The organism is Winogradskyella arenosi (genome assembly GCF_003337305.1).
GTDB classification, from domain to species: domain Bacteria; phylum Bacteroidota; class Bacteroidia; order Flavobacteriales; family Flavobacteriaceae; genus Winogradskyella; species Winogradskyella arenosi.
Window position 1 is genome coordinate 623,355 of sequence record NZ_QPJO01000001.1, and the last position, 25,639, is coordinate 648,993.

The window sequence follows — 25,639 nt, forward strand, 5'->3', positions numbered from 1 at the left end:
ATATGTGTAAAAAATAACTATTTTTTTTATTTTTATGTTTATTTGAAAGTCCGCCTCTACATTTGCGGTATAAAAATAAAAGTTATGTTAGTATACAAGTTTGGAGGTACGTCTGTAGGTTCTGTTCTTAACATGAACCACGTAAAAGAAATTATCAGTACAGGAGGTAAGAAAGTTGTAGTGTTATCAGCAATGTCTGGTACCACAAATGCCTTGGTTGAAATTTCATGTTTAATTAAAGCGAAAGACACGGCGCAAGCAGAAAAACAGATTAAGACCTTGCAAGCTACTTATGTTGCTACGGTGCAAGAGTTAATTCAAAATGAAACCTTTCAGCAAGATACGCAAGACTATGTTGCTTCTATTTTTAGGGCTTTATTAGAAACGGTTACACAGCCTTATTCGCAATGGCTTCACAATACTATTGTGGCTAATGGTGAACTGCTTTCAACGTATATGTTTAGTCGCTTATTGCTTCAAGATGGTGTAGATGCGGCCTTGTTGCCGGCTTTAGAATTTATGCGTATCGACAGATCTAGTGAGCCTGATAATTTTTATATCAAACAAAATTTAGAGCGTTTAATTGCTCAAACTCCCGATGCTGAGGTTTATATTACACAAGGCTTTATTTGTTTAGATGCCGATGGTGTTATAACCAACTTACAACGTGGCGGAAGTGATTATACCGCAACGATTATAGGAGCGGCGATTAAAGCTGAAGAAGTTCAGATATGGACCGATATTGATGGGTTTCATAATAACGACCCACGATTTGTAGAGGATACCAAAGCGTTGTCTCATTTGTCTTATGACGAAGCTGCTGAGTTGGCTTATTTTGGAGCAAAAATTTTACATCCACAAACGGTAATGCCAGTTTGTACCTTAGATATTCCGTTAAGGTTGAAGAATACAATGGATCCTGATGCCCATGGGACTTTAATTACAAACAAAGTCCATGGAGAAGGAATAAAAGCCATTGCAGCTAAAGATAATATTACGGCCATAAAAATAAAGTCTGTACGTATGTTGTTGGCTCACGGGTTTTTAAAGAAAGTTTTTGAGGTTTTTGAAAAGTACGAGACGTCAATAGATATGATTACCACTTCTGAAATTGCCGTGTCTCTTACTATTGATGATACGACGCATTTGGAGGCGATTGTAGAGGAATTAGACAAGTTTGCTACCGTGGCTATTGATGATTATATGAGTATTGTATGTTTAGTAGGAAATCATATTATTTACCATCCAGATACGCCTGAATTGTTTCAAGTGTTGCAAGATGTTAATGTTCGCATGATTGCCTATGGCGGTAGTAATAACAATATTTCACTATTAGTAAATACCAGTGATAAATTAGAAACCCTACAAAAATTACAACGTTATGTTTTTGAAGAAAGTGTTGTTGCACTTTAAGACCACGCATAACGCCATAAAAAAACCAAAACATGAAGATGTTTTGGTTTTTTTATTGTGTTTAATCGGCTGTATTAAGCTTCATTCATAAGAGTTTCAATCTCATCTGCTTCAATAGGAATATTGCGCATTAAGTTAAAAGGCGCTCCACTATCTTGTATAACCACATCATCTTCTAAACGAATACCAAATCCTTCATCTGGAATATAGATACCAGGCTCAACTGTAAATACCATATTGCTTTGCATAGGTTCGTGTAAAATGCCGTAATCATGAGTGTCTAAGCCCATATGGTGAGAGGTACCATGCATAAAGTATTTTTTATACGCTGGCCAATCTTTATTTTCGTTTTGTACATCGGCTTTATCTAAAAGTCCAAGACCAATAAGTTCTGAAGTCATTAATTTACCAACTTCCACATGGTAATCGGCCCATATAGTGCCAGGAACTAGCATTTTTGTCGCTTCATTTTTAACACGGTTAACGGCGTTATAAACTTCTTTTTGACGTTTAGAGAAGGTTCCTGAAACTGGAATGGTTCTACTCATGTCACTCGCATAGTTAGCATATTCCGCACCAATATCTAATAAAATTAAATCGCCAGCTTTACACTGTTGGTTGTTTTCAATATAATGCAGAACATTGGCATTATTACCAGAAGCCACAATAGGGGTATAAGCAAAGCCTTTAGAACGGTTGTTTAAAAACTCGTGCATAAATTCGGCTTCAATATTATATTCCCAAACCCCTGGTTTTACAAAGTTTAATAGGCGTCTAAATCCTTTTTCTGTAATGTTACAGGCTTCTTGGATTAGGTCTAATTCAATTTTGTGTTTTACGGAACGTAAGCGTTGTAAAATAGGGTTACTTTTTTCAACTTTATGTGCAGGGAATTGCGCTCTTACCATTTTATTAAAACGATCTTCACGCGTTTCAGTAGCAGTGCTGGCACGGTAATGTTCGTTGGTATTGATGTAAATCGTATCGGCTTGAGACATGATCTCTTTCATGACACGATCGAAATCTTGAAGCCAATAAACGGTCTTAATTCCTGAAGTTTCAAGGGCTTTCTCCTTGGTTAATTTTTCACCTTCCCAAACGGCGATATGAGCATTTGTTTCGGTTAAAAATAAAATTTCACGGTGCTTCGGGTTTGGACATTCTGGGTAAAGGACCAAAATGCTTTCTTCTTGGTCTACACCACTTAAGTAAAATATATTCCTATCTTGTTGAAAAGGCATTGTGCTGTCAGCACCGATCGGGTAAACATCATTAGAGTTAAATACAGCTAAGCTGTTGCTAACCATCTTATTTTTGAAGTTTTCTCTATTATGTATAAAGAGATCGGCGTTAATTTTATTGTATTTCATGATATGAATTTTAATTGAATTACAAAGCTAAGGTTTTATTTAGCCAATACTAAAAATACGCGATTTGGATGTGTAGTTTTTAACATTTTGTAAATTTAAAGGCTTAGACGATGTTTTTCAGGTGAAAGAGGTCTTATTTCAACTAAAAATACGTATTGATTATAAGGAGGTTAAAAGACTTTAAAAAAAGTTACGCTAACGTATTCGTGCCCTGTTTACGGGGCTTGCGGCGATTTTTTTGATGGCGTAATTTCGTCTCAATTGGCATAAAGTGATATTAATCATATTCTGCCACTGTTGGGGACAATACATTTGTTGGATGAACTGAAATTTTAATATAATTGCTATAATTTATGGACTTTATTTTAGAATTGCTTACTAAAGATTACTTCGTATTATTCCTGGTTATTGGTTTCGGAATTGCCTTAGGGAATGTACGGATTAGGGGAATCAGTTTTGATACCTCGGCGGTTATATTTGTGGCAATTTTCCTCGGTTATCTTTATAATTTATACGGGGTTCATTTTAGTATTCCTTCTATAATTCAAAGTGTAGGTTTGGTGTTGTTTATTTATACCATAGGGATGCAAGCCGGTCCTTCGTTTTTTAGTTCGTTTAAAGAACAAGGAACAAAACTTATTCTTCTAGCTAGTACAACGGTTATTGTTGGGGGGCTTACGGCAGTTTCTATTTCATACCTCTATGATGTAGATATGAATATGATGAGTGGTTTGTTAACCGGAGCCTTAACCTCTACACCAGGTTTAGCCGCATCTATAGAGGCGTCTCAGTCGCCATTAGCGTCAATTGGGTATGGTATTGCTTATCCGTTTGGGGTGTTAGGTGTTATTTTGTTTGTGAAGTTAGGACCTACCTTGTTTCGAGTTAATATAAAAGAAGAGGAGAAAAAGTATAAAGACAGTGTAAGTCTTAATACGCCTTTGGTGATTAATAAGAACATCATAATTTCTAATGAAAATGTCAATGGGAAAACCATAAAGGAATTGCGTATTCGTTTTATGACGAAGGCGAATATTTCTCGTATTATGAAACCCAATCAGCTTCCTATTTCCCCAACCAGTGATACCATTTTAGAAACTGGTGATATTATTAAAGCCGTAGGGACCGTAAATGCTTTAGACCGTATAGAGTTGTTATTGGGTAAAGTAACCGATGTTGAAATTCCGCGAAGTGGCCGATATGATATAAAGTGGTATGTAGTAAGTAATGATTCTGTGGTGAACAAAACCATCCAAGAGTTGAATCTCCTAGAAAACTATTCTGCAACCATAACACGGATTAGAAGAGCGAGTATCGATTTAGCACCACACCCAACAACGCGTATTAAGTACGGTGATAAAATATTGGTGTCCTCATCTAAAGGAAACGTACCAGCGGTAACACAATTGTTTGGAGATAGTTTAAAACGTATTGGTCAGACTAGTTTTTTACCCGTCGCCTTCGGGATTGTTATTGGGGTTTTAGTGGGGTCTATTGCCATTCCACTTGGAAATTTACATTTTAAATTAGGCCTAACAGGTGGTGTACTTTTAACCTCTATTTATTTAAGTTGGCGTGGTAAGTTTGCTTCTGTAATTTGGAATTTACCAGGGCCAGCCAATCAGATATTACGTCAATTTGGACTCTTGTTGTTCTTAACGCCGGTAGGCTTAAGTGCAGGGCAAAGTTTGGTAGCGGCTATTGAAGCACATGGACTTATTTTGTTTTTATACGGAGCGTTAATTACGTTAATACCTATGTTGGTTACGGTGTTGGTAGGACGCTTTATTTTCAAAATTAATTTTCTGTCTATTTTAGGGGCTTTAACAGGAGGGATGACCTCTACTCCCGGATTAAGTGCAGCGGATTCTATGACCGATTCTGAAGCGCCACAAACGGCATATGCTACGGTTTATCCGGTTTCTTTAGTCCTAATTATTATTGTTGCCGAGATTATGGCACTACTTTAAGCTGTGAATTTTTATCCTTATTTTTAAACCGAATAATTGTTAAAGGCCTGTTAGGGGATTGGTTTTTAGGGTGATGGGGTTGGTTAGTGTTTTTGTTGAAATTCTCCTACTTAAATTCATTCTAAATAAATTAATAATGAGACTGTGTAGTTGTCTAAAACCCAATTGCACTGTATCTTTGTTTAACTAAATTAATATAAGCTACAATGAGCGGAATTCTTAATTCGTCGATTGGAAGAAAATTTGCCATGGCACTTTCGGCTTTCTTCCTAATGATTTTTGTCTTACAACATTTTGCAATCAATTTACTTTCTGTATTAAGTCCAGATACTTTTAATGAAGTATCGCACTTTATGGGAACCTTTTGGGTGGTTCAATTTGTTATTCAACCCATTTTAATTATCGGTGTTATTTTTCACTTTGTAATGGGATTTGTTCTTGAAATCAAGAATAAAAAAGCAAACGGTGTTAATTATGTGAGAAACAATGGGGCTGCCAATTCTACATGGATGAGCAGAAACATGATTTGGAGTGGTGGATTTATCCTCGTCTTCTTAGTGATTCACTTTATTGACTTTTGGTTTCCAGAAATGAATACCAAATACATCGTTGGAGATATGTCTGGTTTACACAATGGTGAATTTAGATATTTCCACGAGTTACAAGAAAAGTTTGTACCTATTTGGAGAGTTGCATTATACAGTTTAGGTTTTGTGTTTTTAGCACTACACCTTTTACATGGTTTCGATTCGGCTTTTCAGTCAGTCGGTGCAAATAATAAATATACCAAAGGATTAAAGGGATTCGGAAAAGCGTATGCAATTGTTATTCCAGTAGGATTCATTTTTATTGCATTGTTTCATCACTTTAATCATTAAAATACATCTAATATGGCTTTAGATTCAAAAGTACCAAAGGGTCCAATTAAAGATAAGTGGACAGACTATAAAAATAAAATTAACCTTGTAAACCCAGCCAACAAACGTCATATCGATGTTATTGTGGTGGGTACAGGTTTAGCTGGTGGTTCTGCTGCAGCAACTTTAGCAGAACTAGGGTATAATGTAAAAGCATTTGCTTACCAAGATTCACCTCGTAGAGCGCACTCTATTGCCGCTCAAGGGGGGATTAATGCCGCTAAAAATTATCAAGGTGATGGCGATTCAACCTATAGATTATTTTACGATACTGTAAAAGGAGGCGATTACCGTTCTCGTGAAGCTAACGTTTATCGTTTAGCGGAAGTGTCTGCTAATATTATTGATCAATGTGTGGCTCAAGGTGTTCCTTTTGCACGTGATTATGGAGGCTTATTAGATAACCGTTCTTTCGGTGGGGTTTTAGTCTCTAGAACGTTTTATGCTAAAGGGCAAACCGGCCAGCAGTTATTGTTAGGGGCTTACTCTGCAATGAACCGTCAGATTGCACGTGGTAAAATTGAAATGTTTAACCGTCACGAAATGTTAGACGTTGTTATTGTAGACGGAAAAGCAAGGGGTATTATTGCTCGTAATTTAATTACAGGTGAAATAGAAAGACATTCAGCACACGCAGTTGTTGTAGGTTCTGGTGGATATGGAAATGTATATTTCTTATCGACAAATGCCATGGGATCTAACGCTACTGCGGCTTGGAAAATTCATAAAAAAGGAGCGTATTTCGCAAATCCTTGTTACACACAAATTCACCCAACGTGTATTCCACGTTCTGGGGATTACCAATCGAAACTGACCTTAATGTCAGAATCATTAAGAAATGATGGTCGTATATGGGTTCCTAAGCACATGGAAGACGTTATGGCTATTAGAGAAGGTCGTAAAAAACCTACCGATTTATCGGAAGACGAACGCGATTATTACTTAGAAAGACGTTATCCTGCTTTTGGTAACTTAGTACCACGTGATGTTGCCTCTCGTGCCGCAAAAGAACGTTGTGATGCAGGTTACGGTGTTAACCAAACAGGAGAAGCGGTATACTTAGATTTTGCATCAGCTTTTGAACGTTACGGAAAAGAGCAAGCAAAAATTCAGAACATACAAAATCCTACACCAGCTAAGATTAAAGAACTTGGTCAGGCTATTGTAGAAGCTAAATACGGAAACTTATTCCAAATGTACGAGAAGATCATTGATCAGAATCCGTACGAAACACCAATGATGATTTATCCGGCAGTACACTACACTATGGGTGGTGTCTGGGTAGATTACAACCTTATGACTACCATTCCGGGATGTTACTGTATAGGAGAAGCTAATTTCTCTGATCATGGTGCTAACCGTTTAGGAGCTTCAGCCTTAATGCAAGGTTTAGCGGATGGTTATTTTGTATTACCTTATACAATTGGCGATTATTTAGCTGATGATATTAGAACCGGAAAAATACCAACAGACACCAAAGAATTTGACGACGCTGAAAAGGAAGTGACAGAAAGAATTAATTTCTTTGTGAATAATAAAGGAACTAAATCTGTAGATTATTTCCATAAGAAATTAGGTAAGGTGATGTGGGATAAGGCTGGGATGTCTAGAAACGCACAAGGTCTTAAAGAGGCTATGGCTGAAATTAAAGCGATTAGAGAAGAGTTTTGGAAAGATGTTTCTGTACCAGGAGGTGCAAATGAAATGAATCCTGAACTTGAAAAAGCAGGTCGTGTTGCAGATTTCTTAGAATTAGGAGAATTGTTCGCTAAAGATGCCCTAGTTAGAGAAGAATCTTGTGGAGGACACTTTAGAGAAGAATCTGCAGAGTTAGATGGTCCTCAAAAAGGTGAAGCTAAGCGTAATGATGAAGAATTTGCGTTTGTATCTGCTTGGGAATATAAAGGAGAGCCTTCCGAAGCCATTTTACACAAAGAACAATTAGAATTTAAAGATATTGAACTAAAACAACGTTCATACAAATAAGAAAGACGATATGAATTTAACACTTAAAATTTGGAGACAAAAAGACTCAAATACAAAGGGTCAAATGGTCGATTACAAAGTTACTGACATTTCAGAACACATGTCTTTCTTAGAAATGATGGATGTTTTAAATGAACAGTTGGTAAATTCAGGTGAAGAGCCTGTAGCCTTTGATCACGATTGTCGCGAGGGAATTTGTGGTATGTGTTCTATGTATATTAATGGTGAGGCTCATGGTCCTGATAGAGGGGTAACCACTTGTCAATTACATATGCGTATGTTTAACGATGGCGATACCATTACTATTGAACCGTTTAGAGCAGCAGCCTTCCCGGTAATTAAAGATTTAGTTGTAGACAGAATGTCTTTTGAACGTATTCAGCAAGCTGGTGGATATATTTCTGTAAACACTTCTGGAAATACGCAAGATGCTAATAGCATTCCTATTTCAAAGCATGCTGCAGATGAAGCTATGGATGCAGCAACTTGTATTGGTTGTGGTGCTTGTGTAGCGAGTTGTAAAAACTCTTCAGCAATGTTATTTGTTGGTGCTAAAGTATCGCAATATGCCTTATTACCACAGGGTCAAGTAGAAGCTGCAGAACGTGTACAGAATATGGTAGCGCAAATGGATTTGGAAGGTTTTGGTAACTGTACAAATACCGGAGCTTGTGAAGTAGAGTGTCCTAAAGGAATTTCTTTAGAGAATATTGCACGTATGAACCGTGAATACTTATCGGCTAATTTAAAAGGTTAAGACCATAGAATTACGGCTTCTAATAAGAAGACGTTAAATGAACTATAAATCCCAAGCATAATGATGTCTTGGGATTTTTCTTTTCTTATATTTCCGTTTTATTAAAGATTTATGCAAAACCCAGCATCCTTTTACAAAACGCAATTAGAACGTCATCAAACGGCGTCCAAGAAAATATTTAAAAAACTCAGCCTTCTTAGTGTACTGCGGTTGGCTGTTTTTCTACTCACCGCATTAGGGGTATACATTAGCTTTGAAAACTGGAGAATTGCCGCAGCTATTGCGGTTGTTGGTATTATAGGGTTTTTATACCTACTTTCTGTCTATACCGATTTAAAGGCCAAACGTAACATACATAAGCGGCTTGTAGCCATTAATAACAAAGAAATTGAGATTGCTAAGGGGAAATTTTATGAGCGTCCCGATGGCGAAACGTTTCAAGATCCAAGTCATTTTTTTAGCCTAGATATCGATTTATTCGGTAAAGGTTCCTTTTTTCAATATAGCAACCGAACAGCGCTTAAAGAAGGGACTGAAAAATTCAGTAAGATGTTATTATCTAACAATACTGAAGGGATTACAGACCGGCAAGAAGCCATTAAGGAATTAGCCGCCTTACCGGCTTGGCGTCAAAATTATGAGGCGGTAGCACAAGGGGTTCAAATAGAACATTCCGCAGCCTCTATTATTTCTTGGTTAAAAACCTATCAGCCTTTTCTAGGGAAAACCCAATATATCTTAACCTTACTCTACGCTGTTGCCTCTGTAGTGCTTATTGGTTTAGGCGTGGCCGAAATTATTCCGATTTCTATTGCAGGATATTGGTTGCTTCTTGGTTTAGGGATTACCGGACGTTATCTCAAACAGATTAATAACTTATCGCAACATACCGAACGGGCTAAAGATACGTTTAAGCAATACGCTTTATTATTAAAAGCTATTGAATCTACCACCTTTAAAGCACCCTTATTGACAGAAAAACAGAAATTAATTCAGTCAGAAGCGCTTAAAGCCTCCGCAATTTTTTCAAAGTTTTCTAAAACCTTAGACGCCTTAGAGAATAGAAATAATCTTATCTCTGCGGTCTTTGGCAATGGCTTCTTACTCGTAGATATTAGGAACAGTTACCACGTGGAGCAGTGGATTGCAAAATATGGTCATAAAGTAGACGATTGGTTTGAGGTGGTCACATTTTTTGATGCTTTAAATAGCTTCGGAAATTATGCGTTTAACCATCAAAGTTTTACATACCCCATTATCACTGACCAACCGGTGACCATAAAGGCCGATGGTTTAGGGCATCCTTTGTTAAATGCGGAAAAACGAGTAAATAGCGACTTAATACTTGAAGAAGAGCAATTCTTTATTGTTACAGGGGCGAACATGGCTGGAAAAAGCACCTTTTTAAGAACTGTAGCGCTTCATATTGTTATGGCTAATGTTGGACTACCAATTTGTGCACAACAAAGCAAATACAAGCCTATTAAGTTAATTACAAGTATGCGCACTACAGATTCGTTAACCGATGATAGTTCTTACTTCTTTAGTGAGCTAACACGCCTTAAATTTGTGGTAGATACGATAGCCAAGGATAAAAACTATTTCGTCATTTTAGATGAAATTTTAAAAGGAACCAACAGTACCGATAAAGCGATAGGTTCTAGGAAGTTTGTAGAAAAACTAGTGAAGCAAAATGCCACAGGGATTATTGCCACGCACGATTTAAGTTTAACGGAAATTGAAAACGAACTCACAGCGGTAAAAAATTACTACTTTGATGCGGAAATTATAAATGACGAACTCTTTTTTGATTACAAACTAAAGCAAGGCGTTTGTCAGAATATGAATGCGAGTTTCTTATTGAAAAAGATGGAGATTATCTAAGGCTATTTTATAATGCTAATAGAAATAGGAGCTAAGCGTTCTCCAGATTCTAATTTAATATCAAATAAAAGGACTACATCACCAACTTTAGCGGTAGAGGCGTATTTTCTAGCCTCAGCATTAAGTTGACTGCCTTTGATAACAACCGCTTTTTGTTTGGGAACTTTAAATTCCGCTATGGTTTTATGGTCTAACGCCTTACAATCCATAATCAATAGATAATTGTTTTAACATTAATAGCTTTTTTGTCATTTCAACATTACAATCACTAGTCGTGCTTTATGCTTATGTATTTGTTTGTAAAGAAGCTAGAAGAAAAATGACAAAATATTTCATAAGTTTGAATGGATCATAAATAAAAAACCCTCTCTATAGCAATAGAAAGGGTTTAAATTCTTCAAGGAAGAAAAGGTTCTTAAGCCTCGAAAGGTTCAATAGAAACGTAAGACTTGTTGTCTTTTTTCTTAGTAAATTTTACTAAACCATCCACTTTAGCGTGTAAAGTATGATCTTTTCCTTGGTATACGTTTTCACCTGGGTGATGTGTGTTACCACGTTGTCTTATGATAATGTTACCAGCAATAGCAGCTTGTCCACCAAAAATCTTCACACCTAAGCGTTTTGATTCTGATTCTCTACCATTCTTCGAACTACCAACTCCTTTTTTATGAGCCATGATCTTAAGGTTTTATTTTGTTAATAATAATGATATTGAAAAATTACTTTTCAATTCCACCGTCTAATCTGTCTTGTAATTCTTTTAACTCGTCCCACTTACCTTCAGCAGCTAATTTAGCTTGCTTTGGCCAAGTTTCAGTAACGATGTGTGCTAATCTAGAGCTTGCTTCAGAAAGAATTTTGCTCAATTCTTCAGGTTTAGCATCTGCTACTTTTGCAAACGTATCTAAACCAGCGTTAACCATTGCTTCAGCAGCTTTTGGTCCAGCACCTTCAATTTTCTTTAAGTCATCAGCTTTTCCTGTTGCTTTTTTAGCTTTAGGAGCGTCTGCTTTCTTAGTTTCCTTCTTTGGGGCAGCTTTCTTTGCTCCAGAAGCAGTAATACCTTCAATTACGATTTCAGTTAAAGATTGTCTGTGTCCGTTTTTTACACGGTAACCTTTACGTCTTTTCTTTTTGAATACGATTACTTTGTCACCTTTAAGGTGTTTTAAGACTTTGGCACTAACTTGTGCTCCGTCTATAGCTGGGGCGCCTAAAGTTACATTGTCACCATCACCTATCAAAAGAACGTTGTCGAAAGAAACTTCCTGACCTTCTTCTGAAGCTAAACGGTTAACAAAAACTCTTTGGTCTTTTGCAACTTTAAATTGCTGCCCTGCTATCTCTACAATTGCGTACATAGCGTAACGTTTTTATTAAATTGTTTATGTATATAATAAGCCTTCTTCTCAGAAAGCGGATGCAAATATACTCCTAATTTCTTAATCTACAAACGTTTTAATGATTTTCAACACCCTAAGGGCCTAAATAAAGTCAAGTGCCTGAGGTTATTGAAATAGACGGACTGAGCTGGCCTAGTTTTCACATTTAATTTCAGGTAAAAGCCTTAGCATTGTTTATTTTTGTAAGACTTAGTGTAACATTTTATACCAAGTGCAGACATATACCTAAACAATTTAAATTTTAAACAAAACTACAATGAAAAACTATTTACTGGCTTTGGCTTCTTTGTTGTTATTTAGTCAGCAGGCTATAGCACAAAAAGTTGAATTTGAGGAATTTGACTTAGATAACGGATTGCACGTTATTATGCATCAAGATAATACTGCTCCCGTGGTTATTACCTCTGTGATGTATGATGTTGGAGGAAAAGATGGTGATCGTGAACGTACTGGATTTGCGCACTTTTTTGAACATTTATTATTTGAAGGTTCAGAAAATATTGGACGTGGAGAATTTATGAAAATTATCCCTGCAAACGGAGGAACTTTTAATGCCAACACCTCTCAAGATAGAACGTATTATTACGAGATTTTTCCATCTAATAAATTAGAATTAGGATTGTGGTTAGAGTCAGAACGTATGTTACACCCAGTAATTGATCAGGTTGGTGTAGATACGCAAAACGAGGTGGTTAAAGAAGAAAAGCGCCAAAGTAATGACAACAGACCTTATGGTGGATTGTTTAAAACGATAGGAGAAAACTTATTTTCAGTACACCCTTATAAGGATGAAAATATTGGTAAAATGGCTCATTTAGATGCGGCTACTCTAGAAGAATTTAATGCTTTTTTCGATAAGTATTATGTACCTAACAACGCGGTTTTAGTGGTTGCTGGTGATATTGATTATGATGAAACTAAGAAAATGGTGAAAGAATATTTCAGTGCTGTTAAAAAAGGTCCTGAAGTGGTTCGTAATTTTCCTGAAGAAGCACCTATTACTGAAACAAGATATGCAACGGCTTATGATAAAAACATTCAGATTCCAGCAATTATAGCAGCTTACAGATTACCAGGGCAGTCTACACGTGATGCTTATGTTTTAGATATGATCTCTAGTTATTTAAGTGGAGGTAAAAGTTCTGTACTTCAAAAGAAATTAATGGATGAGCAAAAACAAGCTTTAGCGGTTCAAGCGGTAAATATTGGTCAGGTAGATTATAATATCTTCGCCCTATTTGCTTTACCATTAGGAGATGTAAGCTTAGATACATTATTAGCTGAGATTGATGAAGAAATTGTAAAAATGCAAAACGAATTAATCAGCGAACGCGATTACCAAAAATTATTAAATCAGTTTGAAAATAATTTTGTGAACTCTAACTCTAGTGTAGCAGGGATTGCAAGCTCTTTAGCAACTTACTATTTGTTATACGGTGATGTAAATATCATTAACAACCAGTTAGAAACTTACAGATCTATTACAAGAGAAGACATCCAGGCAGCGGCTAAAAAATACTTAAGCCCAAACCAACGTGTAGAGATCAAATACCTACCTAAAAAAGACGAACAATAATATGAAAACAGCATTAAAAATGAACACTAAAATAGTAGCGTTTTTCGCATTATTTATATTAACGGTTAGTGCTAATGCACAAATCGATAGATCTAAGCCACCAGTGGCTGGGCCTGAACCAGAAATCTCAATTGATAAGCCAGAGGAGTTTACCTTAAAAAATGGTTTAAAAGTTATGGTTGTAGAAAACCATAAACTTCCAAAAGTATCATACTCGCTTCGTATTGATAATCCACCAATTGCTACCGGAAAAAAAGCAGGGATCGAAAGCTTAATCGGAAGTATGTTAGGAAACGGAACAACGAGCATTTCTAAAGATGAGTTTAATGAAGAGATAGATTTCTTAGGAGCCAACTTAAACTTTGGAATTACAGGAGGTTTTGCAAGTTCTTTATCTAAATACTCTGATCGAATTTTAGAGTTAATGGCAGATGCTGCTATCAATCCTTTATTAACTGAGGAAGAATTTGAAAAAGAGAAAACTAAATTATTAGAAGGTTTAAAAGCCGATGCTAAAAGTACAGATGCTATTGCAAGTCGTGTAGGTTATGCTTTATCTTTTGGAACTAAGCACCCTTATGGTGAGTATGTAACCGAAGAAACCATTAACAACGTGTCTTTCGGTGATGCTTTAGCGTTTTACGAGAAGAACTTTAATCCTGAAAATGCTTATTTAGTGGTAATCGGTGATGTAGATTATAAAACGGTAAAGAAGCAAATCAAGAAATATTTTAAAGATTGGAAAAAATCTGTAGATATTAAGCACACGGTACCAAAGCCAAATCCTAATGTACAGTACACGCAAATTAACTTTGTAAATGTACCTGGAGCAACACAGTCTAACTTATCTATTACTAATAATGTAGACTTAAAGATGAGCGATGAAGATTATCATGCCGCTTTAATTACAAACAACATCCTTGGTGGTGGTGGTGAAGGTTATTTATTTAAAAACCTAAGAGAAGAGCACGGTTATACTTACGGAGCGTATTCTAATTTAGGAAATGATAGATATGGAGCTGCACGTTTTAGTGCTACAGCTAAAGTAAGAAATGCTGTAACGGATAGTGCTGTTGTAGAGGCCTTAAAAGAAATTAACCGTATAAGAACAGAGCCGGTTGATGCACAATTATTGAAAGATGCAAAAGCAAAGTATGTTGGTAATTTTGTGATGGCTTTAGAGCGTCCGCAAACGGTAGCTAACTATGCTTTAAACATTGAATTAAATAACTTACCTGAAGATTTTTACACTACGTATTTACAGAAAATAAATGATGTTTCTGTGGAAGATATCCAACGTGTAGCTAACAAATATTTTAAGGCTGATAACCTAAGAATTGTTGTGGTAGGAAATGGTGCCGAAGTTTTAGAGAACTTAGAGAAAACAGGAATTCCTATTATGTATTACGATACGTATGCGAATCCTACTGAAAAGCCAAAATTTGAAGTAAAATTACCAGAAGGTGTTAATGCGAAGTCGGTATTTAATGCTTATATCGATGCTATTGGTGGTAAGGAAAAAGTAGCAGCAATCAATTCTATTTTAGTAAAATATGAAGCGAGTGCAATGGGCGCTACCGTAATTAGTGAAGAAAAGAAAATGGATGGGAAATTAAAGCAGACTATTTTTATGAATGGTAATGCTATGATGACTGTTTTAACCACGCAAGAGAAAGTGACGATGAATAATAATCCACTTCCTGAAAACATGGTAAATGACATGAAAACTTTAGGCGGATTATTCACTGAATTGAACCTTTTAAACAACGATTCAGCTAAAATTACGGCGATTGAAAGTGTAGAAGGACGTGATGCTTATAAAGTTCAAGTTCCTGGAGAAGTGGTTTCATTAACGTATTATTACGATGTTGAAACAGGTTTAAAAGTAAAAGAAGTACAAACGACTTCTATGCAAGGACAAACCCAAAGTCAAGAAGTAGTTTTAAAAGACTATAAAGATTTTGAAGGTATTAAATTCCCTGCAACACGAGAGGGAACTCAAATGGGTCAGCTTGTTGTTTATAAGCTTTTAGAAGCTAAACTAAATGAAGGCGTTTCAGATGCTGATTTTAACTAGTTGAAAACATCTATAATTTTAAGGATTAAAACCGAAGCTTAGGCTTCGGTTTTTTTATAACCTATTTTAAGGTTTGGACTTGGGTTGATGGGCTAAAAACACGCCCAATAGAATAAGGATTGCCGCTAAGCCTTGAATAGAACTAAACTGCTCTCCATCTAAAATTCCCCACATCAAAGCAACTACAGGCATCATATAAGTTACAGATGAAGCAAATACCGGCGTAGACATTTGCACCAACTTAAAGTATAATATTTTGGCAAGAGCAGTCCCGAAGACGGCTAAAATCGTAATATAGCCCATGGCACTTAAAAACTCCGGCTGATTAAAGGTGGCTGCACTAAAAAATCCTGTAAAGACCAATACAATGAGCGCAGGAATACTAATAAAGGCATAATTTCCGGCGGCTATAGCCAAGGCTTTAACATCTTGTAAATGACGTTTTATAATATTTACATTCGCAGCATACATCACCGTGGAGATAATAATATATCCAGCATATAAATAGTTTTGATTAGGGTTCAGTTCGGCGCCTTTTAAAATAAGGATTGCCGTACCTATAAAACCAATAATCACACCGATAACTTGGCGTGTTGTCGAGGTAATTTTAAAGACCGCGAAACCTAAGAGAATGGTGTTTAAAGGAACTAAGGAGTTTAGGACTGAAGCTACGGCACTGTCAATTTCAGTTTCGGCTATGGCAATTAAAAAAGCGGGAATAAAAGAGCCTATAAGACCAGAGGCTAAAAGCCATTTCCATTTATCCTTAGGTATTGTTTTTAACTTCTTAAAACCAAAACTCAGCAGTATAATACCCGTAAATACGGTTCGTAAGGCACCAATCTGATAGGCCGTTAAGCCCAAAAGTGATTTCTTAATAAGGATAAATGAACTTCCCCATATTATAGAAAGTAAAATAAGGAAGAGCCATTTTAAATTAAGGTTTTTCATACAAAAACACTATAAATTAGTCATAAAATTCGTTAATTGTCGCACAAGAAACGGCAATATTTCTTAGTTTTAACCAAAATTTAATTAGTTATTTCAATGAAGACATTTAGAACATTAAGTATAGTAGCAATGATGGCGTTGATTTTTACCTCTTGTAAAAACGAATCGCAGCCCGAAGTTAAAACTGTAGAAGTAGAAACGGTTAAGACGGACATCGCTCAAACTTTAGATCCTAACGCCACTTATGCTAAAGTAGAATTCGGAATTGAAGGAATGACTTGTGCCATGGGGTGTGCGAAAACTATTGAAAAGAAAATGGCTAAAATGGATGGTGTAAAATCGGCTAAGGTTGATTTTGATGCCCGTTTAGCAATGGTAGAATATGATGAAGCTAAAGTAACGCCACAATCTTTGGAAGAAGCGGTAGTACAAGTTGCAGATATCTATAAGGTAAAAGATATGCATCAAGTAGAGGCTTTTGGTGGCGAGAAAAAAACTTGTGATGCCGATTGTAAAAAAGCGTGTTGTGCAAATAAAGCGGATGCTGAAAAAGTAGCTTGTGCAAAAGATTGTGAAAAGGCATGTTGTGCTAAAACAAAAGAAGCAGCTTAAAAATAAGATTTTAAAATAAAAAACGCCATCTCTACGATGGCGTTTTTTTATGCTTTAATTTTATGTTGGTATTCCACTACACTTGTAATAGAATACACGCAATAACGATGCATCCTATGGGCATAAGCCATAATAAAGAAAGGCTATGGGTATTATGTATGGATTTAGTGTTTAAAATGGATCTTTTCTTCCCGTTGTACCGCATCCAATTTTTAAATACAATAAAGACGGCAATTAAGGCAAAGATCACCCAAAACTTAGTGTTAGAGAGGATCACCATTTTCATTTGTGTGGCAAAAGCTTTAAAAAAAGCGCCTAAGGCCAAAATAAAAGAAAACTCTAATAGGCAAACATAAAGCAGGGCAATGGTGATGCTTTTCTTTCCATAATTCTTTTTGTAATGGTTAAATATGGAGATGTATTTCTGGTCTGCAAAAGTTGCCATAAGTCCTAAGGTTTTAAAAAAATAAAACCTGCCAATTTAACATCAGCAGGTTTTAAATAATACGTGTATGTTTTAGTTTTCTCCTAAAACTTTGTAGTTATCAATTTCAAAAGTACCATCGATATTTCCACTAGGAGGGAAACCTCCGATATATTTAAAAGCAACATAAGCTGTTCCAGAATAAGAACTTAAGTTAATTAATCCTGAATCGAACCAATCTTCGTAATATTCATCATCTCCAACAATGATTGCAGGTAATGCCGTCCATGTTGCTGTAGCAATGTTTGCCGTTGTACCATCCCAATCTGTAGAGATTAAAACTTCTAATTCACTATCATCAGAGAAACTGTTTGATGATTGGAAGTTTACAAATTCTGTGTTTTGTGCATCTAAATCAATTGATGGGCTAATTAACCAAGCAATATTTTCATCTGTACTAGAGTTGTAAGCACCCATAGAAGCGATTGTATTTCCTGGTCCAGGGTTTCCTTCATCAGTAGTTGTTAAAGCTCTCCAGTTGTAAGATCCTACTTCAGCGTAAGACGTCCATCCGTTACTAGAAATAGCAGATCCTGTTGGCATACCTTCAAAATCTTCTTCAAAAAGAGTAACAAACTCGTCAAGGTCTAATAAAGAACATCTGTCACCATCCATAGCTACATCGTCAACAGAGTTTAAAGCTAATACAAAATTGCTAGCGTCAAAGGTTTTGCTTACTACAGCTTGGATAGATCCGTTTCCTAATGGTAAATCCATTTCTTTAAAATCAGCAAAAGAACTCGTTTCTAATAAGAACGTATCATAACCAAAACCACTACAAGACTGTAAAGTTCTAGATGTATCGTATACTTCAATAGGGTCAAAATATTGTAATCCTGCTAAATTATCAGCAAACTCAACACCATCAATTTGAACAAACATACCAACGTGTTGGTTTGTAATTTCAGCAAACGTAATGTTTAAAGGCACAATTTCCTCTGTAGTGTTAGATCTTAAAACATTTTGAGCAATTTGGTTAAAGTTTAAGCTTGTTACAGTACCACCATATTGGTCAAATTCTGTTCCTCCACCAATAGTGTAAACGCCACTACCTGTACGTTCTTCACCAATGAAAAGCCCAGTTAACTTAATGTAAACCTCTCGACCTTTGTTAAATTGGTTGTAGTTAGAAACTTGGTCTAAAACCACTTTAATAGCGCTTGTTGGGTTTTCAGCTTTATTCTGAATGTATAATTCTTTATAAAAGTTTCCAGTTCTATCGCTAGAAGATACATAACCTTTAATGTAGATTTCGTTTTCTACTGCAAAAGGAATAGCGTCATCTGTATCACCATCACCATTAGGATCTGAGTTGTATAAGTCCTTAGCATAATCAAATGAAACTTCTGTTGCAGTATCTAATAAATCTTGAAGTGCATAGTTCTCTTCGTCTCCTAAGCTTGAAGGAATCGTGTAATCGTCATCTTGTACACAGGATGTAATCGCAACTGAAGCCATTACAAGCAATATAAAGTTTAAAAATTTATTCATTTTCATAATTTGTAATAATAAATATTAATTAATTTTTCTTTTTTAGAATCTTACGTTTAAATTAACAAAGTAGTTAGCACCACGTCCGTACCAGTATTTAGAACCAAACTGAGGGTTACCATCAGCGTTATCGTCTCTAAGTTCTGTATAGTTAGCGTTTCTACCTTGCTCAAAACCTCCAGTTTTATAAACTTCATCTAATAGGTTACCTACACTAGCAAATAAGCTGATATAGTAGTCTCCTACTTTCCAAGATTTACCACCAACAAGGTTTACTACCATATAATCACTGATTTTTTCTTGCTTTAATAATTCAGCAGCTAAATCTTCATCATAATCGTTAATTGGTAATCCGTCAGAAGCTAAGTAGAAGTTCTCTGTTCTTGTTAACGCATTTACATCAATATAAGCGTTAGAGAAGAAGTTGGCTGTTGCACCAAACCACCAGAAATCTGGATCTCTATATTCAAAACCAATAGACGCCGCTCTTTGAGGACCTCCGGCAAGTTTGTAATCTTTTAAATTAGCTTGTCCGTAATCTATAGATCCATCTTCAGTTTCAAAACTAGCAGATGTTAAGTATAGGTTAGGGTTGTTATCGTAAGTGTATTGACCTACAGAAGCAGCTCCTTTTAATTTAATAGTTGGAGTTACCTGTGCTTCAATTCCAAATTCTACACCAATGTGTTTTTTGTCAATACCTTGTAAAACCTCTTGTACAAAGGCAGAAGTATCGTTGTCTGCAATAGCATTACCACCACTAATACCATCGGCATAGTAAAAACCAACTTCGTTAGCATCTTGAATAGTCGTATAAAATCCAGTAAGTTTTGCATTTACAATTGGAGATCTAAAAATGTAACTCGCATCAAAAGAAGTTACAATTTCTTCGCTAATATCTTTTACGATACTGTGGTTTTCTCTAGAGTTAGAGAAGGTGTTACGTAAATTAGGAGCTCTTGTTAAATACCCTGCATTAACATCAAATAAGTGTTTTCCTGTAAATTTATAAGTGAAACCAGCTTTTCCGCCTACACCTGTAAAAGAAAGTTCTTCACCTTTACCGTAAGATAAATCTCCTGCAAAACGGCTGTGTTCCCATAAACCTTCTCTTTGGTAAGTGGTGTTGGTTACATTACCAGAAACGTAGAAATCTACTTTGTTGTAGGTAAACTGTGCTTGGGCGTAACCAGAAACAACTTCAGCAAATAAATTGTAGTTGTAACGGTACTTGTCACCTTCTTCTAAAAGACGGTCTGGGTTTTGAGCATCGTATTGAAATCCATCAAATGAATCGACGTTAGATAATCCAACGTTAGATCCTAAAAGGTCTAATACCTCTCCGAAGTTTTCAGATTTTAAGTGTTTATAATTAACGGCACCATTAAGAATAATGTGCTCATTAAGTTCAGACGTAAAAATAGAATTTACGGTTAATTGCGTGTCATCTGCACGATCTTCATATAAAGCGTAGGCAGAGCTAATATCGTTGACGTTATTGGTAAGGTTAGCATCTAAAATACGTTCCCAATCAATTTGTCCATCATTAATGAATTCTTGTTGTGCTAAGTAAGCCCCTTCAAGATCATCTCTTTGCTCGTGGTAGCTTGGTAAGTCTTGGTAGTATGCCGGACTTGGGTTAGAACCACCAGAATAATCGATACGGCTATTTCCTAATTTACCAAATTGGTACCCAACATTGGTGTTTAAACGTGTTTTAGAAGAGATGTCCCAATAATGGTTTAACATAAAAATAGGCTCTTCTACTTCTTTAATACGCGAGTTGCGTTGTTCGCCATCTAAACTTCCCCAGTATTCGTTATATTTAATCCCTTTAAGATCGTAAACTTCTTGCGTGTTTGGAGATGATTTACCTCTTCTATTTGGTGTGTAAATAGAGGTGAAGTTAATACTGTGCTTGTCGTTAATTTTTTTTTCTATAGACGCGAAAAATGAATTAGAATCATAAAGTGTTGCATCTACAAATCCTTCTTCACCCCAACGTCTTCCTAGCATAAGAGCAAAAGACCATCCGTCTTCTAATAATCCAGAAGCGTAGCTTGCCATAACACGGTTAGTGTAACTTCTGTTAGAAGATGATAAGGTAATACGTCCTCCTTTTCTGTAAGAAGAAGCTCTAGTAATAATGTTAGAGGTTCCTAAAACCCCACCAAAGTTGTAGTCTGAAGGCGTAAGTCCTGTAGTTAGAACTTGGTTACGCATCATGTCATTTAAACCACCCCAGTTACTCCATTGTGGTCTTCCGTTATAAAGCTTGTTCATCTCTATACCGTTCATTAATACCGATCCGTTTTCAGAATCTAAACCTCTTACCTTGAAGAAAGAAGAGCTAAATTCAAAAGCTGCAGTTCTTTGGAAAACATCTAATGAAGAAGAAAGTAATCCAGAAATGTTATCTGCACCACTGGTATCATCATTAAGTTCATCATCCGATAACGTAATGGTAAACATGTCTTGAACATCAGTAACATCGATATCTAAAGTCATGTCTGTGATATTTACTGTTTGTCCTTCGTTAATAATAATAGGATAACGTTTTGTAGTGTAACCCGCTTTAGAGATTTTTAAAACATGCTCTCCAAGAGGTACATTTGTAGAAAAGTTAAATTCTCCAAATCCATTTGTTAAGGTTGATTGTTGTGTTTCTTCAATGGTTACAGTGACATCTGGAATGGGTTCAGAAGATGCCGCATCTTTTACACTTCCTTTTACAATCGTGCTTTGCGCCATCATGCTGAAAGAAGTTAAAACTCCAAAGAGTAAAATGATTAAACTTTTTTTCATACCTAATTTTAAAGTTAATAGTCTTTTTTAAATGTTAATAGTCTTTGTACATTAAATAAAAGTTATTTAAGGCCTGCAAATCTACATTATTTATAATAAATATATACTTTTGGCTCAAGATTTGTAAAGTAATTAATGTTAACATAACATACAAAAATGAAAGTATTTAAACAGAGACTGGTTGTATTATTTGTTTTAATTTTTATGGGTGCACAGGCCCAAGAAAAGAAAACCTATAAGATACATACCGTAGCGTTCTACAATTTAGAAAATTTATTTGATACCATTAACGATACTACAAAGTATGATGAGGCTAGCCCTATAATGGAATTAAACGAAGCTTTAAGAGGTGAAGCTTACAAGAAAAAACTTCATAACATGGCTAAGGTTGTTGCTGATATCGGACTTAGCGATACGCATAATTCACCGGCAATTATTGGGATTTCTGAGGTAGAAAACAGACAAGTATTAGTAGATTTATTAAATGAGCCAGAGCTTATTGGTAAGGATTATGGGATTATTCATTTTGAATCTCCAGACAAAAGAGGGATTGATGTGGCCTTATTATATCAAAAAGCGTTATTTAAACCTTTAGAATCTAAAGCTCATGAGTTATTAGTGTATGACGATTCGTCTAGAGAGCGTATCTACACTAGAGATCAATTATTAGTGAGTGGTGAATTAGAAGGCGATTTAATTCATGTTATTGTGAATCATTGGCCTTCACGTAGTGGAGGAGAAGCAAGAAGCCGTTTTAAGCGTGTTGCTGCTGGAAAATTAAATAAGAAAATTATAGATTCTCTTCAGGCGATTGATCCTTATGCGAAAGTGATTACTATGGGCGATTTTAACGATAACCCAACAAATGATAGTATGAAAAAAGCCATGGGAACTGTTGCTGATAAAGATCGTGTTAAGCTGAAAGGGATTTATAACCCTTACGAAAATCAGTATAAGAAAATGGGCTTAGGAACTACAGGATATAGAGATGCGTGGAGTTTATTTGATCAAATCTTATTTACGCAGCCATTTTTAGAAAAAGATTATTCTTCTTTTAGATTTTATAAAGCCGGAATCTTTAATAAAAGTTATTTAACAAATAAAGAAGGGCGTTATAAAGGTTACCCTTTAAGAATGAGTAACGCAGGACTTTCAGGTGGTTATAGTGATCACTTTCCTGTTTATATTTATCTTATCAAGGAAAACTAATAGGTTGTGGCTTGTGGCCACAGTATAAAAAAAGCGTCTAAATATAGTTTAGACGCTTTTTTTATGGATTAATTTGAAGGAAACCAAAGACTCCAAGGAATTTTTGCTAAGACTAAAATTAAAGCCAAAGTGTAAAAGATAGCCAGTAGCTTAAATTTTGGTTTCGAGGTTAATTTCTTTTTATGCTTAGAGTACCCAATAGTGATTAAGGTTACAGCAATAATCATAGTTAAAGGATGTTCTATAATTACATTTCTTAATGCAGGGGTCTTCATAACTTGTCCCATACCACCCACTTGTTCAATGGTAGAAAAATAATCCTTAGTGAAAAATAAGATTAGACCTAATAGCAATTGAATGTGCATGGTAATCAGCGCAAAAAGCGAGATTCTAAAATCGTTATTAGAAAATTCTTTGTCTCCAAAAAACTTAATAAGGGCATTAATAGTAGCAAGTACCAATACCAACAGGACTAAATACGCCCATTTTGAATGTATAAATTGAAAAATTTCCATAGTAATAAGTTAATTAATTTCTGCAAAAGTAGGGATTTACTCATGAAAGTGGTGATAAGCAAATCGTAATTTTAATTTTAGGGCATCGCAATTGTATAAGGTATAGCTTTAGAATAAGTGTTTAAAATCCTGAATTTAAGATTTAGAGTTGGGGATGCTAAGGATAGCGTTCGGAGGATAAAATAGTTGATGTATATAGCTAAGTTGCTCATTATCTTGAGATCCTGTAATTTACTTATTAGTTTATTAAGGTTTTAGTCTTAGGCGCTGTTGTTTTCTGTGCGTTATAAAATTCAAATTATCAATTTAACCCTACCTTTAGGCGTGCAAAATTATATATTAGACATTAAAGTCGTTGTTCTATTAAGTGTGTTCTTGCTTTTTGGGTCAGCGGTACATGGGCAATTAGGCTTCTGCCAAGGGAATTCGGGTGATATTATTTTTTCTGAAAATTTTGGTACAGGACACGGTATAGGGCCGGCATTAGCAGCAGGTACTACAACCTACACTTTTGTGAATACCGCCGGGCCACAAGATGGGGAATATACCATAGCTAATAGTACCGATTTTTATGGTTGGAACTTGCCTTTTGATCATACTGTGAGTGATAGCAATGGAAAAGCCTTAATTGTGAATGCGAGTTTTACGACCGGAGAATTTTACAGCATCGCCGTCAATGGCCTTTGCGAGAATACCACCTATGAGTTTTCTTCTTGGCTTATTAATATTTTACCCAGTTATGGTTGTGACGGCAATGGTATTCCTGTGAATGTTCAATTTCAAATTTGGGATGATACCAATACCAGTCTTTTAGCTAGTGGCGATACGGGAAATATCTATGGAACTTCTAGTCCTACCTGGCAACCTTATGGTTTAGTTTTTCAAACCTTAGCTAACCAAACCTCTGTAATATTAAAAATGATCAATAATGGCGCAGGTGGTTGTGGTAATGATTTGGCTATTGACGATATTGTTTTTAAGAGCTGTGGAGATGGAATCCTTACACAAGATCAGAATTCAAGTCAAGCGGTAACACGTTGTAGCACGCAAGGGCCTTTTTCAGAAACTCTTACGGCCGTGCCCGACTATTCCGTTTATAGTGCACATTATTATCAATGGCAAACCAGCAGCGATAATAGTTTGTGGTCTAATGTAGTCGGTGAAAACAATGCCTCAATTGTGGTTTCAAATATTATGAGCACAACGTATTACCGTGTGAAAGTAGCTGAATATGCAGCAAATTTAAATAATTCTGATTGTATCACATTTTCAGAGGTCTATGGAATAGTTGTCTACGAGGCACCTCCGGAACCTGAATTAGCCTGTTGGGAATCGGCGGTTTTTGACGAGAATAGTTGTGATTGGTTAATTTCCGGTACGCCTCCAGAAATGCCTGTAAATCTAGAATGTTGGGAATATGCTACTTTTAATAATGTCTCTTGCACTTGGGAAATTACTGGTTCTGCACCAGAGATGCCCGTAAATTTAGAGTGTTGGCAAACTGCGGTGTTTAATACCGAGAATTGTGAATGGGATCTCCTTGGGGAGCCAACAGTAGAATTGTTAGAATCGTTTGTGGTCTTGTGCGAAGGATCAACCCTAAGCTTGCAAGCGAATGGGAGTCTTGCAAATGCCACTTATTTATGGGACACCGGAGAATTTCAACCTGTTAAACCTGTTGAAGCACCTGGGGTTTACGAGGTTTTAATTACAAATGGTTGCGAAACTATACAGCAAACATTTTATGTGGAAGAAGCCGTTATTCCTGTTATTGAAAGCGTACATTCGGAGGGGCATACATTTATTATAAAGCTCTTATCTGAGGGGGATTTTGAATATTCACTTGATGGAGTTTGGTACCAAACAAGTTCAGAATTCACAGTTTCTGAAGGTGCATTGTATACGGTTTATGTGAGAAGTGTAGGGTGTGATGCTATTGCAACCACGAGCTACTTGTATTTTAAGATTCCCAAATTTATAACGCCAAATGGCGATTTAAATAACGATGTTTTCACAATAAGAGGTTGGGATAATTTTTCAACTTCAGAAGTGTCTATATATAATCGTTATGGACGCTTGTTATATCATGTAAAAAACGCACCACCGTTTTGGGATGGTACGTTTAATAATGAGCCGCTGCCTAATTCAGATTATTGGTATCGTATTGTTGTAGACGGTAAAGTCTATACCGGGCACTTTACCCTAAAACACTAAGGTGT

At 36.0% G+C, this 25,639-nt stretch carries 20 protein-coding genes; 11 read left to right on the top strand and 9 right to left on the bottom strand.

The annotated features are described in order from the left end of the window. The first annotated feature begins 84 nt into the window (after positions 1 to 84). The gene (locus tag DFQ08_RS02620) at positions 85 to 1,413 is read left to right on the top strand and encodes an aspartate kinase (RefSeq protein ID WP_114308237.1); all 1,329 of its coding nucleotides are present in this window, start codon (positions 85 to 87) and stop codon (positions 1,411 to 1,413) included. Positions 1,414 to 1,487: 74 nt separating this feature from the next. Here the strand turns inward: DFQ08_RS02620 and DFQ08_RS02625 are convergent, their stop codons facing one another. Next, positions 1,488 to 2,783 carry an aminopeptidase P family protein gene (locus tag DFQ08_RS02625; RefSeq protein ID WP_114308238.1) on the bottom strand — a complete coding sequence of 432 codons (1,296 nt, stop codon included), beginning with the start codon at positions 2,781 to 2,783 and terminating at the stop codon, positions 1,488 to 1,490. Between the two features lie 353 nt (positions 2,784 to 3,136). Between DFQ08_RS02625 and DFQ08_RS02630 the strand changes: the two genes are divergently transcribed. From DFQ08_RS02630 to DFQ08_RS02650, 5 genes are all read left to right on the top strand, one after another. Beyond that, entirely contained in the window at positions 3,137 to 4,753 is a 1,617-nt protein-coding gene (locus DFQ08_RS02630; RefSeq protein ID WP_114308239.1) for an aspartate:alanine exchanger family transporter, read from the top strand. A gap of 206 nt (positions 4,754 to 4,959) precedes the next feature. Beyond that, positions 4,960 to 5,631, top strand: coding sequence for a succinate dehydrogenase cytochrome b subunit (locus DFQ08_RS02635; protein ID WP_114308240.1), 672 nt, complete (start codon positions 4,960 to 4,962; stop codon positions 5,629 to 5,631). Between the two features lie 12 nt (positions 5,632 to 5,643). After that, positions 5,644 to 7,656: a fumarate reductase/succinate dehydrogenase flavoprotein subunit gene (locus DFQ08_RS02640; RefSeq protein ID WP_114308241.1), complete on the top strand. Its 2,013-nt coding sequence runs from the start codon at positions 5,644 to 5,646 to the stop codon at positions 7,654 to 7,656. A gap of 10 nt (positions 7,657 to 7,666) precedes the next feature. Beyond that, on the top strand, positions 7,667 to 8,413 hold the full coding sequence (locus tag DFQ08_RS02645; RefSeq protein ID WP_114308242.1) for a succinate dehydrogenase/fumarate reductase iron-sulfur subunit: 747 nt from the start codon (positions 7,667 to 7,669) through the stop codon (positions 8,411 to 8,413). A 111-nt stretch (positions 8,414 to 8,524) separates the two neighbouring features. Then, the gene (locus DFQ08_RS02650) at positions 8,525 to 10,297 is read left to right on the top strand and encodes a MutS-related protein (protein ID WP_114308243.1); all 1,773 of its coding nucleotides are present in this window, start codon (positions 8,525 to 8,527) and stop codon (positions 10,295 to 10,297) included. Positions 10,298 to 10,299: 2 nt separating this feature from the next. Here the strand turns inward: DFQ08_RS02650 and DFQ08_RS02655 are convergent, their stop codons facing one another. The 3 genes from DFQ08_RS02655 to rplU all read right to left on the bottom strand — a co-directional run bounded on the left by DFQ08_RS02655 (position 10,300) and on the right by rplU (position 11,658). Further along, on the bottom strand, positions 10,300 to 10,506 hold the full coding sequence (locus DFQ08_RS02655) for a hypothetical protein (RefSeq protein ID WP_114308244.1): 207 nt from the start codon (positions 10,504 to 10,506) through the stop codon (positions 10,300 to 10,302). 206 nt (positions 10,507 to 10,712) lie between these two features. Then, the gene (gene rpmA, locus DFQ08_RS02660; RefSeq protein ID WP_013869859.1) at positions 10,713 to 10,973 is read right to left on the bottom strand and encodes a 50S ribosomal protein L27; all 261 of its coding nucleotides are present in this window, start codon (positions 10,971 to 10,973) and stop codon (positions 10,713 to 10,715) included. 43 nt (positions 10,974 to 11,016) lie between these two features. Continuing rightward, positions 11,017 to 11,658: a 50S ribosomal protein L21 gene (rplU, locus tag DFQ08_RS02665; RefSeq protein WP_114308245.1), complete on the bottom strand. Its 642-nt coding sequence runs from the start codon at positions 11,656 to 11,658 to the stop codon at positions 11,017 to 11,019. 298 nt (positions 11,659 to 11,956) lie between these two features. Between rplU and DFQ08_RS02670 the strand changes: the two genes are divergently transcribed. Together DFQ08_RS02670 and DFQ08_RS02675 are read left to right on the top strand one after the other, a co-directional pair. Beyond that, entirely contained in the window at positions 11,957 to 13,276 is a 1,320-nt protein-coding gene (locus tag DFQ08_RS02670; RefSeq protein WP_114308246.1) for a M16 family metallopeptidase, read from the top strand. A gap of 1 nt (position 13,277) precedes the next feature. Further along, complete coding sequence (locus tag DFQ08_RS02675; RefSeq protein ID WP_245935351.1) at positions 13,278 to 15,353, top strand: M16 family metallopeptidase; 2,076 nt, start codon at positions 13,278 to 13,280, stop codon at positions 15,351 to 15,353. Positions 15,354 to 15,419: 66 nt separating this feature from the next. On the opposite strand, the gene DFQ08_RS02680 is transcribed toward DFQ08_RS02675, so the two are convergent. Continuing rightward, positions 15,420 to 16,304: a DMT family transporter gene (locus tag DFQ08_RS02680; RefSeq protein WP_114308247.1), complete on the bottom strand. Its 885-nt coding sequence runs from the start codon at positions 16,302 to 16,304 to the stop codon at positions 15,420 to 15,422. Between the two features lie 96 nt (positions 16,305 to 16,400). Here DFQ08_RS02680 and DFQ08_RS02685 point away from each other — a divergent pair, with 96 nt between their 5' ends. Further along, entirely contained in the window at positions 16,401 to 16,916 is a 516-nt protein-coding gene (locus tag DFQ08_RS02685; protein WP_114308248.1) for a cation transporter, read from the top strand. 76 nt (positions 16,917 to 16,992) lie between these two features. On the opposite strand, the gene DFQ08_RS02690 is transcribed toward DFQ08_RS02685, so the two are convergent. The 3 genes from DFQ08_RS02690 to DFQ08_RS02700 all read right to left on the bottom strand — a co-directional run bounded on the left by DFQ08_RS02690 (position 16,993) and on the right by DFQ08_RS02700 (position 21,696). Beyond that, entirely contained in the window at positions 16,993 to 17,361 is a 369-nt protein-coding gene (locus tag DFQ08_RS02690) for a hypothetical protein (RefSeq protein ID WP_114308249.1), read from the bottom strand. 72 nt (positions 17,362 to 17,433) lie between these two features. Continuing rightward, positions 17,434 to 18,891 carry a DUF5689 domain-containing protein gene (locus DFQ08_RS02695; protein WP_245935352.1) on the bottom strand — a complete coding sequence of 486 codons (1,458 nt, stop codon included), beginning with the start codon at positions 18,889 to 18,891 and terminating at the stop codon, positions 17,434 to 17,436. A gap of 42 nt (positions 18,892 to 18,933) precedes the next feature. After that, positions 18,934 to 21,696, bottom strand: a complete 2,763-nt coding sequence (locus tag DFQ08_RS02700) for a TonB-dependent receptor (RefSeq protein ID WP_114308251.1) — start codon at positions 21,694 to 21,696, stop codon at positions 18,934 to 18,936. Positions 21,697 to 21,852: 156 nt separating this feature from the next. Here DFQ08_RS02700 and DFQ08_RS02705 point away from each other — a divergent pair, with 156 nt between their 5' ends. Beyond that, positions 21,853 to 22,905: an endonuclease/exonuclease/phosphatase family protein gene (locus DFQ08_RS02705; protein ID WP_114308252.1), complete on the top strand. Its 1,053-nt coding sequence runs from the start codon at positions 21,853 to 21,855 to the stop codon at positions 22,903 to 22,905. A 68-nt stretch (positions 22,906 to 22,973) separates the two neighbouring features. On the opposite strand, the gene DFQ08_RS02710 is transcribed toward DFQ08_RS02705, so the two are convergent. Then, positions 22,974 to 23,420, bottom strand: coding sequence for a hypothetical protein (locus DFQ08_RS02710; RefSeq protein ID WP_181858347.1), 447 nt, complete (start codon positions 23,418 to 23,420; stop codon positions 22,974 to 22,976). A gap of 324 nt (positions 23,421 to 23,744) precedes the next feature. Between DFQ08_RS02710 and DFQ08_RS02715 the strand changes: the two genes are divergently transcribed. After that, positions 23,745 to 25,634, top strand: a complete 1,890-nt coding sequence (locus tag DFQ08_RS02715; protein WP_147269431.1) for a T9SS type B sorting domain-containing protein — start codon at positions 23,745 to 23,747, stop codon at positions 25,632 to 25,634. Positions 25,635 to 25,639 lie beyond the last annotated feature (5 nt).

Bases quoted from the DNA above. Each gene is read 5' to 3' on its own strand.
- DFQ08_RS02670 (WP_114308246.1), top strand. From the start codon at position 11,957: ATGAAAAACTATTTACTGGCTTTGGCTTCTTTGTTGTTATTTAGTCAG.
- DFQ08_RS02625 (WP_114308238.1), bottom strand. From the start codon at position 2,783: ATGAAATACAATAAAATTAACGCCGATCTCTTTATACATAATAGAGAA.
- DFQ08_RS02655 (WP_114308244.1), bottom strand. From the start codon at position 10,506: ATGGATTGTAAGGCGTTAGACCATAAAACCATAGCGGAATTTAAAGTT.
- DFQ08_RS02695 (WP_245935352.1), bottom strand. From the start codon at position 18,891: ATGAATAAATTTTTAAACTTTATATTGCTTGTAATGGCTTCAGTTGCG.
- DFQ08_RS02675 (WP_245935351.1), top strand. From the start codon at position 13,278: ATGAAAACAGCATTAAAAATGAACACTAAAATAGTAGCGTTTTTCGCA.
- rplU (WP_114308245.1), bottom strand. From the start codon at position 11,658: ATGTACGCAATTGTAGAGATAGCAGGGCAGCAATTTAAAGTTGCAAAA.
- DFQ08_RS02645 (WP_114308242.1), top strand. From the start codon at position 7,667: ATGAATTTAACACTTAAAATTTGGAGACAAAAAGACTCAAATACAAAG.
- DFQ08_RS02640 (WP_114308241.1), top strand. From the start codon at position 5,644: ATGGCTTTAGATTCAAAAGTACCAAAGGGTCCAATTAAAGATAAGTGG.
- DFQ08_RS02635 (WP_114308240.1), top strand. From the start codon at position 4,960: ATGAGCGGAATTCTTAATTCGTCGATTGGAAGAAAATTTGCCATGGCA.
- DFQ08_RS02680 (WP_114308247.1), bottom strand. From the start codon at position 16,304: ATGAAAAACCTTAATTTAAAATGGCTCTTCCTTATTTTACTTTCTATA.
- rpmA (WP_013869859.1), bottom strand. From the start codon at position 10,973: ATGGCTCATAAAAAAGGAGTTGGTAGTTCGAAGAATGGTAGAGAATCA.
- DFQ08_RS02650 (WP_114308243.1), top strand. From the start codon at position 8,525: ATGCAAAACCCAGCATCCTTTTACAAAACGCAATTAGAACGTCATCAA.
- DFQ08_RS02690 (WP_114308249.1), bottom strand. From the start codon at position 17,361: ATGGCAACTTTTGCAGACCAGAAATACATCTCCATATTTAACCATTAC.
- DFQ08_RS02700 (WP_114308251.1), bottom strand. From the start codon at position 21,696: ATGAAAAAAAGTTTAATCATTTTACTCTTTGGAGTTTTAACTTCTTTC.
- DFQ08_RS02620 (WP_114308237.1), top strand. From the start codon at position 85: ATGTTAGTATACAAGTTTGGAGGTACGTCTGTAGGTTCTGTTCTTAAC.
- DFQ08_RS02630 (WP_114308239.1), top strand. From the start codon at position 3,137: ATGGACTTTATTTTAGAATTGCTTACTAAAGATTACTTCGTATTATTC.
- DFQ08_RS02685 (WP_114308248.1), top strand. From the start codon at position 16,401: ATGAAGACATTTAGAACATTAAGTATAGTAGCAATGATGGCGTTGATT.
- DFQ08_RS02705 (WP_114308252.1), top strand. From the start codon at position 21,853: ATGAAAGTATTTAAACAGAGACTGGTTGTATTATTTGTTTTAATTTTT.
- DFQ08_RS02710 (WP_181858347.1), bottom strand. From the start codon at position 23,420: ATGGAAATTTTTCAATTTATACATTCAAAATGGGCGTATTTAGTCCTG.